Genomic DNA, 8,120 nt, shown 5'->3' with positions numbered 1-8,120 from the left:
CCTCTTCCACCCCGGCGTCTTGCATTTGCCGTGCGAGTTTTTGAGCCGACTCGGGAGTGCGGCGAAGCCCCGCCAAATGTGCAATATGATCCAATCGGCTCTCGAAGTCAGGCAGTTCATTAATCCAGGCCGGCATGACGACGGTCGGTCGCATGGGGAGCCCGGCCAATACCGCGGGTGACGTCTTGGGAGTGGCATTACCCGGACGCTGGCGAGGTTTCTCGTCGCTCTCGCTTTCGTCACGGCCGAGAGGCTGTGCGAGCACCGATTTTCCTGTTCCTAAACCGAGCTGCGGTAAATCGCTTTCCTGCACCAAACGCATGCGATGGCCTTGGGAGGTCGGCAGCGTTTCCGGCGGTGCCGCCGCGAAGGATTCAACCGCCGCAACCGCATCGATCCATTGATTATCGGTTGCCGTCAAAACGCCCGACGCCGTCATTGCTTCAGGCGTGCTACGCGAAACGATCGAATCGGTCATCAAGAGTGAAATCGTTCGCAGAAGATTGAAGTCACTCGCGAGCAGGTCATCAGCGAGTTCGTCGCGAAGCACTCGCAAATCCGATTCACCAACGCCACCGCTCAGATCGTAAGGGCTCGACGCCAGCGGACGACCGTGGACCATCTTCCACATCACGCCAACCAGGCCTTCGGCCAGGGAACGCGATCCGATGAGTTGTTCCGGCCACTCGGCGTCCTGGTCGGCTTCCGCCAATCGACGCCTGCCATCGGGCAAGTCATAGAACCGTCCCGCATCCGAGTTCGGACGAATCGGGATCCACGGTGACAGGGTCGCCGCGAGTTGCCAGTAGTCGTGCTGGGTGATCGTGCGGTTTTCATTGCTAACCGTCGACAGGTCATGGCATCTTTGGCAACGCACGTCTGCGGCCAGGGTCACTGCAGCGGTCGTCACCAACGTCTCGTGTTCACCAAGAGGTCGCAGCAATTCGTGAAACGACGCGGACGGCTTTGAGTTCCGATTCGCGGGGTTGTTCTTTGCGTCGCGTCGTTTGCCGCCAACCGATTCTCGCTCGGTGAACCATGACGCGATCAGGCGGTCGAATCCCGATCCGGATCGCAGGGTTTCGGAAACCTGTTTCGCCATCAGTTTGTCTGACGAGGAATTCAATGATTCCAAAGGTCGCGACGCGATCGCAGACAACACCTGCGGTGCCAAAGCATTGGTGTTTTCAGGTCGGGACAATGCCGCGAGCATGCGTTTGCTGTCATTCACCGATTCCGGAGTCAGGCGGATACCGAACTTGCTACTGAGTCGCTCGGAAACTTTGTCGGCCGGCAGTTGCTGCGTTGGTTGAACGCCGACACGTCCCCAGTGACGCTCGAGCCGGTTCGTCATCACGTTGGACACCAGTGTCAGCGTGCGTGGAGCCGGACGCGGTGTGTTGGTCTGTTGCGTTCGTTGTGCTTGGTCGTGTTCGAACAGGCTGAACGGTTTGTCTGCGATTGCGTCCGCATCGGTCGCATTGTCTGCCAAATCGATGGATCGAGATGGCAGTGTGTTGATCTGATCTTGCGGGGTGGATGTGTTCTCCGGTGTACCGGTTGGTTGCCCTTGGTTGCCGGCTCCGGTCGTCGCCACCGCTGAAGGATCGCTCATGAGGTCACCGCCGGAGCCGGGTGACTCATCAGAGGCAAGTGATTCACCAGCGACGAGTGCTTCACCTGCGTCACCTGGAGCCGGTTTGGCTGGATTTTGCGCGACGTTATGAGGGTTGCGATATCGAATTCCGACAGTCGTTCCGACGACGAGCGTGATCAACGCAACCGCCGAAAGGATGAGCGACCATTTCTGCCCCGGATTGCTTTGCGAGAAAGGTGTCTTGGTGGCTCCGGGTTGTGGCTTCGAACGTGATGCAATGTGATCGTCGAGCCGTTGCAGGATCACTCGGCTTTGGTCCGGAGGTGAATCGCCGCGGAGTGCTTCCGACAACAACGCTTCGAACATCGCGTCATCGGTATCCTCGATACCGTTTTCACGAGGGTCGGAGGAATCGTCGGGTTGAAACGAATCAGAGGGGTTCATGATGGGCCGTCTCAAAGGACGGGAAGGAGTTGAGTCGGATGCCAGCGGGCGCATCGCAAAGTGGGTTGATGTTGTCTTTAAGTTTTCGTGGCGGTAGCAGATATCTTCAATCGCTCTGCGACGCATTGACGCAGTTGGGCTTTCGCTCGCTGCATCAAGTTTCGGGCTCCGTGGTCCGTGATACCGAGTGCTTCCCCGATTTCCACTCGAGGCGTGTTCTCGACGAATCGCAGACGCAAAGCTTCGCGGGCTCGATCGGTCAGTTGATCCATGCATTGACGCAACGCATCAACCGCTTCATCACCGCTGAGGTCTTTGCCCGCCCAACGTTGCCAACTCTCGTCGAGCAACGTGGACGAATCGGTGACTTGCATCCGGCCCAATTTCCGATGGTTGGAAATGAGCAAGTTGTATGCGGTCCGGCGGAGATACTCCGACGTCGCTTCGTCAGAATGCTGAACGAAATTGTCACGACGAAGTACCCGCAGAAACGTTTCCTGCGTCAAATCGTCCGCTGTGGTGGCGTCGCACCCGAGGACGCGTAGATACCGCCAGATTCCGTTCTGATGACGCTGAATCAAGTCGGCCGGAGAACGCTCAGTCACGCAATCAGATCACTGATCAGCTTTCCGCCGCCGGCGATCTTCATCGGGCGTCCGTTCTTACTCGTGAACGTCGTGTCGGTCGAAATACCCAGCCCTTTGCAGACCGTCGTCATCAGGTCTTCGGCACTGTAGGGTTCCGTCTCGACCCTACTGCCGTCGCTACTGGTTTCGCCAACGGCCAAGCCGCCCTTGAGGTCACCTCCGCCGACGACGCATGACCAAGCGCGTGCGAAGTGATCGCGTCCGCCGTTTTGGTTGATCCGTGGCGTGCGCCCGAACTCGCCCATCCACATCACGACGGTGTCATCAATCAGTTCTCGCTGCGCCAAATCTTCGACCAATGCACTCATGGCTTTGTCGAGTTGTGGCAGTTTCTGATCTTTCAAAATTGTGTGGATTCCTTGGTGATTGTCCCATCCACCGAGGTCGACTTCCACAAACGGCACACCGGCTTCGACGAGTCGTCGGGCGAGCAAGCATCCCTGGCCAAAACCGTTGGTGCCGTAACGTTCCTTCACGTCATCGGGTTCTTCGTCGACTTTGAATGCTCGCATCTGATCGCTGGTCATCAGGTCGAACGTCTTCTGCAGCACCTTGGCGTGTTCGGTCGCCGGGGTGTCGCGGGTGCGTTTGGCAAAGCCGTCTTCGATCAGTTTGAGCGCCGCCATACGTTGCAGCAGTCGTTGATCGTCGAGCTTCATTTCGAGATTGCGAACCCGACCGTTGCTCGATACCGAAAACGGTGACCAAGCCATGCCGAGGAAACCAGGCCCGCTGCCGGCGCCACCGACCGAAACGAACGGTGGGATCTCGAGTTCCGGACGCTGCGAGATGAGTTCGTGTGCGATCACACTCCCGTATCCCGGGTGCTCGATGTTCGGGTTCGGGACGTAGCCGGTGTGCATGTAATAGCGACCCCGGGCGTGGTCGGCTTCCCGAGTGGACATGCTGCGGACAACCGAGAGGTGCTTCATCTGCTGAGCGGTCATCGGCATGTGCTCGCAGATCTGCATGTCGCCGGTGGTCGAGATCGGTCGGAACGGTCCACCGGTCGGGGCACCCGGTTTCAGGTCCCAGATGTCGATCGTTGCCGGGCCGCCACCCATCCACAACAAGATCGCTGACTTGCGTTTCTTCTTCATTTCGGCAGCGTTTGCCTGGATCGCATTGCCTAGAGAGAACGCCGCCGCAGCAGCGGCCGACGAGCCTGCCAAGTGGCTCATGAAATGGCGGCGGGTCATGCCCGAAGGTGTTGAGAGATCCATGATTGATATTTCAGGTCAGAGGTAACTAGGGAAGCAGACGGCAGGACTCGTTGGGATCACTGGCAAATTCACAGCGGCGTGGCGGGACGCCGCCAAGCGTGCCGATCGCTAATGCTGCATGATGAATTCGTTGCTGTTGATGATCGCCCACCAAACATCCTGCAGCATTTCTTTTTCATTTCCGCCTCGTGCAGCGAGCAGTTTGGCCGCGACGCCGGTTTCGGTTTTCGTCGGGCGACGTGCCAAACCGGTCAGGTACAAACGCGTCAAACGATCACGCGGCGAGCGGCCTGATCGGGACAGGCGATCGATGAAAGATCCTGTCTCTTGGCTGGTCGCGTTCTTTGTCAACGCACCGTTGAAAAGCATCAACGCTTGCGGGATCGATCCGTTAAACGTCGTTGCCTCGTCTCCTTCATCGGTGCCGAACGCAACAACGAACTGAGACAACCATCGGCGACGTTCCGCCTCCTGTTCGGCATAGCTGCCTTTGCCCTTCGCATCCGACGCGGCGACCAACGACGAGTAGAGTTGCTCGGCACTCATCTGTCTTAAGTAGAAACGCGAGAACTTGGGAGACTCACCGATGGACGGATCGTCGAGTTCGTTTTGGCGACCCAGCACAGGAGCGAGCTGATACGGTCGGCTCAGCGTAATCCACGTGATCAATTGTTTGAGGTCGTAGCTCGCCTTGCGAAACTCTTTGCCCAACGAGTCAAGTAGCTCCGGATGCGATGACGGATTGTGTGGTCCGAGGTCATCGATCGGTCGGGTGAATCCAAATCCGAGGAACGCCGACCACATTCGGTTGACGATCATCTTGTCGAGATACTCGCTCTGCAGCATCAAACGTGCGAGTTCTTCGCGACGATTGACGTCTTCGAGATAACCGCTCTTGCCGATTTCCGTGCCATCGGTGAAGACCGGGTAGGCTACCTTTTGCAACCCGTTGCGAAGTTCGTAAAACAGCAAAGCGTCTTCCGGGTTGCCCGACTCGCCGGCGAAGTCTTCGTTGACCAATTCCGCAGACTCAATATCACGGGTGCCGTCGACGAATCGACGCAAGGCACGCGTTTGACGAAAGAAGGCGTTGAACTCCCAGAACTTCTGTTGCTTCCACTGGTTGAACGGGTGGTTGTGGCACTGGGTGCATTGCACCTGCTGTCCGAGGAAAATTCGCGACACACTGCTTGTTGCGAGTGTCCCCTTTTCCTCGTTGACTTTTCCGATGAGGAAATTCACCGCGCCGTTGAAATTGCTCTCGCCCGGTTTGCCTGAGCCCTCGGCCGACACCAATTCGTAGACCATGCGGTCGTAGGTTTTGTTTCTTGCAAAACTGTCGCGAAGGTACTTTTGCATGCCCGACCGGTTCGTGAGATCACGTCGGTCCGTGCCACCGCTGCGGCCGATGAGAAGGTTGGTCCACACCGTGCTCCAGTGGTTCGCATACTCCTCGGTATAACGGTCGTCTTCGAGCAGTTTGTTGACGAGCGCGGCGCGTTTGTCTTTCGACCGATCCTTCATGAATTCGGACAATTCTTCGAAGGTCGGGATTCGCCCGATCACGTCCAGGTAGACCCGTCGGCACCACTGGGGGTCATCGACTTCGCCGGCGGGCCGGATCTCGTAGTCTCGCCAAACCTGTTCGATCGAATCATTGATCATCGTCACCTGCGGCGGTACCGATGTCTCAGCCGCCTGGGCCTGCGAAACTAACGCAACGCTCAGCAATCCAGTCATGACGACGCCGAGGCAGCGGCGCAGGGATACAGATCGAGCCAAAATTTGGGACATTAAATTCAACTAGGTCAGGGACGCTTTGTGAAAACAGAAGAAGAGACGCCCAACGCGGCAGGTGAAGAGACGGTCACCGCGGTGGTGTTTTGTCGCATCTACCAGCCCAAACGCACCGTCGGAACCGATGTACTCAAACCCGTCGGCGGGGTCGGTTCGGTGGCCCGGACTGTAGGCCGACAATGAGTTTCGTTATCGAGTCTCGTCGGCAAGACGCCACTGCTATTCTAACACAAACGGCCCCAAAAGCCGAATTTTAATGCCCGTGAGAGTCGTTTAGCTGGCTGAACGGTTGATCAACCCGAGGACTTCGGCGCGCGATTTCGGGTCGGTTTTAAACGTTCCACGCATGGCGCTGGTCAGGCACAAGCTACCCGGTTTGCGGATTCCACGCATCGTCATGCAACTGTGCGTGGATTCCACGACAACGGCAACGCCCCGAGCCGACAGACGCTCCTCGATCAGATTGGCGACCGTGTGCGTCAGACGTTCCTGAACCTGAGGCCGCCGGGCGACTTCCTCAACGACCCGAGCGAGTTTGCTCAGCCCGACGACTTTGCCGCTGGGCAGGTACGCGATGTGGGCTTTTCCGGTGAACGGCAGCAAATGGTGCTCGCACATGCTGCAAAAACTGATGTCCCGCACCAAAACGATTTCGTCGTAATCCTCTTCGAATACCTTCGCCAAATGGCGACCGGGATCCGACTTCAGACCCGCGAACATCTCCGCGTACATCCGCGCCACGCGGGCGGGAGTCTCCAGCAGACCGTCGCGATCCGGATCCTCCCCGACCGATTCGAGAATCACACGCACGGCCGCCTCGATCGCCGGATAATCGACGGAGTCGTTTTTGGGTTCGTTCTTATCCACAAAAAATGGCTGGCGTTCCGTGGCGGTGTCCTCACCTTCTTCAGAGGAGTCGTTCTTCGACGAAGCAATCATGCAATCCGGTTCCTAGATAATCGTGCGGGAATAGCGTGCGATTATAGACCATTGACTAGTGTTTTGTCCCGGTGGCGGCAGACTGTAATCTGCGCCTTCCTGCCGCGCCCGCGTATTGATTTCGCTCGGTCGATCGTCCGCCACGCCAGCGAGAGACGAGATTCACGGTACGTGGTGCCGCTGGCGCTCTCTGGAGTCCTTCGGGGAGCCTTCTGCCTGAGAAAAGCCACTGGCTTTAAGAAAGTTACTGGCTCGCGGAAAGTCACTGGCCGCGGAAAGTCACTGGCCGCGAGATGATGAAACACACCGAGTTGATGCACAAACAATGTGTGGCACGATTGAACGCCTGTCCGAGAGCAGGCCAGCCAATCCGCGCTGGCCGCGGTAAATACGCGACAACCTCGGCGGCGCTCGCCAAAGAGTCAACTCACGAGGTCTCGGGATGGGGGCTAAATCGGCTCGAGTGCTTCCTGGTAGACGCCCGCAATCATCATCACGATTCGAATGATGAAAAAGATGATGAAGCCCGCCACCATCAACCAAATCAAACCGGTCGCGAATCCGGCGATCATTTTCATCGCCGATCGAGCCCGTTCGTCATAATCACGTGCCACGTGGGAGATCGACTCGGCATCGGTTCCCGACAGTTCCGCCACCTCGACTTGCGTCAGAAACTCCTCCGGAAACACCGCCGTCGCTTTCAACGCATCGGTCAGTGTCCCGCCGTCGCGAATCGTTAGCTCTGCATCCTTCGCACCGCTGCGATAAAAATCACTGTCGGTGGAGTCGAGCGATAAACGGATCGCTTTAATGGGATCGAGTCCCGTTTCCAAGGCGAGTGACAACGTCCACGTGAATCGCGACAGAGTGATCGTTTGCAACGAACTGCCCAGTCCAGGAATTTTGTAAAGCAGCGGGATCGCGTTCTGGATCCCACCAACGTTCTTTTGAAACCCGATCACAATCGCGGCCAGAAAACCGAAAAACGCGAGCAGGATCCCCCAGAACTTCAGCACACCCGTGGGGCCACGCAGTCCCAAACCCAACACATCGGCCATCGGGCCGGCGCCTGATGTGAAGATCCCCATGATGTAAATCACCAAAGAGATCACGCCGACGCCGATCACGAACTGGATGGCTGGCCAAGCAATCGCTCGTTGAAAGTTGCCCCGCAACGTAACCTGTTGCTCATAGTATTCGGCGAGTCGCAGCATCGTGCGTTCGAGACTCCCGCTCGCCTCGCCGACGTTTGTCATCGAACGCAAGAGCGGCGGGAAGAAACTGGCCCGTTTGGCCATCGCGTCTGCGAGCGTCGAGCCATGGGACGCTTCTTCTCGCAGCATCGACATCGCTTCGCGTTGCTTCGCCGGCCCGTTCTTGCTTTCGCTATCGAGCAGTCGCAACATGTCCGCGCCGGCGCGCATCCCGGTCCCGAACCGCCGAGTAAAATCGCGAGCCGCTTTGAGCCCCATC

General features: G+C 57.8%; 7 protein-coding genes. 1 reads left to right on the top strand and 6 read right to left on the bottom strand.

Features of this window, described 5'->3' with window-relative positions; all coding sequences use genetic code 11:
* The 4 genes from RSSM_RS05070 to RSSM_RS05055 form a co-directional block, all read right to left on the bottom strand.
* A partial coding sequence (locus RSSM_RS05070) for a hypothetical protein (protein WP_008675283.1) occupies positions 1-2,041 on the bottom strand: 2,041 nt, incomplete at its 3' end.
* Between the two features lie 77 nt (positions 2,042-2,118).
* Entirely contained in the window at positions 2,119-2,646 is a 528-nt protein-coding gene (locus RSSM_RS05065; protein WP_044301181.1) for an RNA polymerase sigma factor, read from the bottom strand.
* The gene (locus RSSM_RS05060; RefSeq protein WP_008675279.1) at positions 2,643-3,911 is read right to left on the bottom strand and encodes a DUF1501 domain-containing protein; all 1,269 of its coding nucleotides are present in this window, start codon (positions 3,909-3,911) and stop codon (positions 2,643-2,645) included. The genes RSSM_RS05065 and RSSM_RS05060 overlap by 4 nt, the downstream gene beginning before the upstream one ends.
* A gap of 108 nt (positions 3,912-4,019) precedes the next feature.
* On the bottom strand, positions 4,020-5,651 hold the full coding sequence (locus tag RSSM_RS05055) for a DUF1549 domain-containing protein (protein WP_044301178.1): 1,632 nt from the start codon (positions 5,649-5,651) through the stop codon (positions 4,020-4,022).
* Positions 5,652-5,732: 81 nt separating this feature from the next.
* On the opposite strand from RSSM_RS05055, the gene RSSM_RS33605 reads away from it, so the two are divergent.
* The gene (locus RSSM_RS33605) at positions 5,733-5,891 is read left to right on the top strand and encodes a hypothetical protein (RefSeq protein WP_008675276.1); all 159 of its coding nucleotides are present in this window, start codon (positions 5,733-5,735) and stop codon (positions 5,889-5,891) included.
* A 90-nt stretch (positions 5,892-5,981) separates the two neighbouring features.
* On the opposite strand, the gene folE is transcribed toward RSSM_RS33605, so the two are convergent.
* Entirely contained in the window at positions 5,982-6,647 is a 666-nt protein-coding gene (gene folE / locus RSSM_RS05050) for a GTP cyclohydrolase I FolE (protein ID WP_008675275.1), read from the bottom strand.
* A 449-nt stretch (positions 6,648-7,096) separates the two neighbouring features.
* Positions 7,097-8,119: a type II secretion system F family protein gene (locus RSSM_RS05045; RefSeq protein ID WP_236620950.1), complete on the bottom strand. Its 1,023-nt coding sequence runs from the start codon at positions 8,117-8,119 to the stop codon at positions 7,097-7,099.
* Position 8,120 lies beyond the last annotated feature (1 nt).

This window comes from Aporhodopirellula sallentina SM41 (assembly GCF_000346505.1).
In the GTDB taxonomy this organism is placed as follows: Bacteria; Planctomycetota; Planctomycetia; order Pirellulales; family Pirellulaceae; genus Rhodopirellula; species Rhodopirellula sallentina.
This window is presented reverse-complemented; position numbering and strand designations above follow the sequence as displayed.

Excerpts from the sequence above, each read along its gene's own strand:
- RSSM_RS05060 (WP_008675279.1), bottom strand. The coding sequence starts at position 3,911 with ATGGATCTCTCAACACCTTCGGGCATGACCCGCCGCCATTTCATGAGC.
- RSSM_RS05055 (WP_044301178.1), bottom strand. The coding sequence starts at position 5,651 with ATGACTGGATTGCTGAGCGTTGCGTTAGTTTCGCAGGCCCAGGCGGCT.
- folE (WP_008675275.1), bottom strand. The coding sequence starts at position 6,647 with ATGATTGCTTCGTCGAAGAACGACTCCTCTGAAGAAGGTGAGGACACC.
- RSSM_RS05045 (WP_236620950.1), bottom strand. The coding sequence starts at position 8,119 with ATGGGGCTCAAAGCGGCTCGCGATTTTACTCGGCGGTTCGGGACCGGG.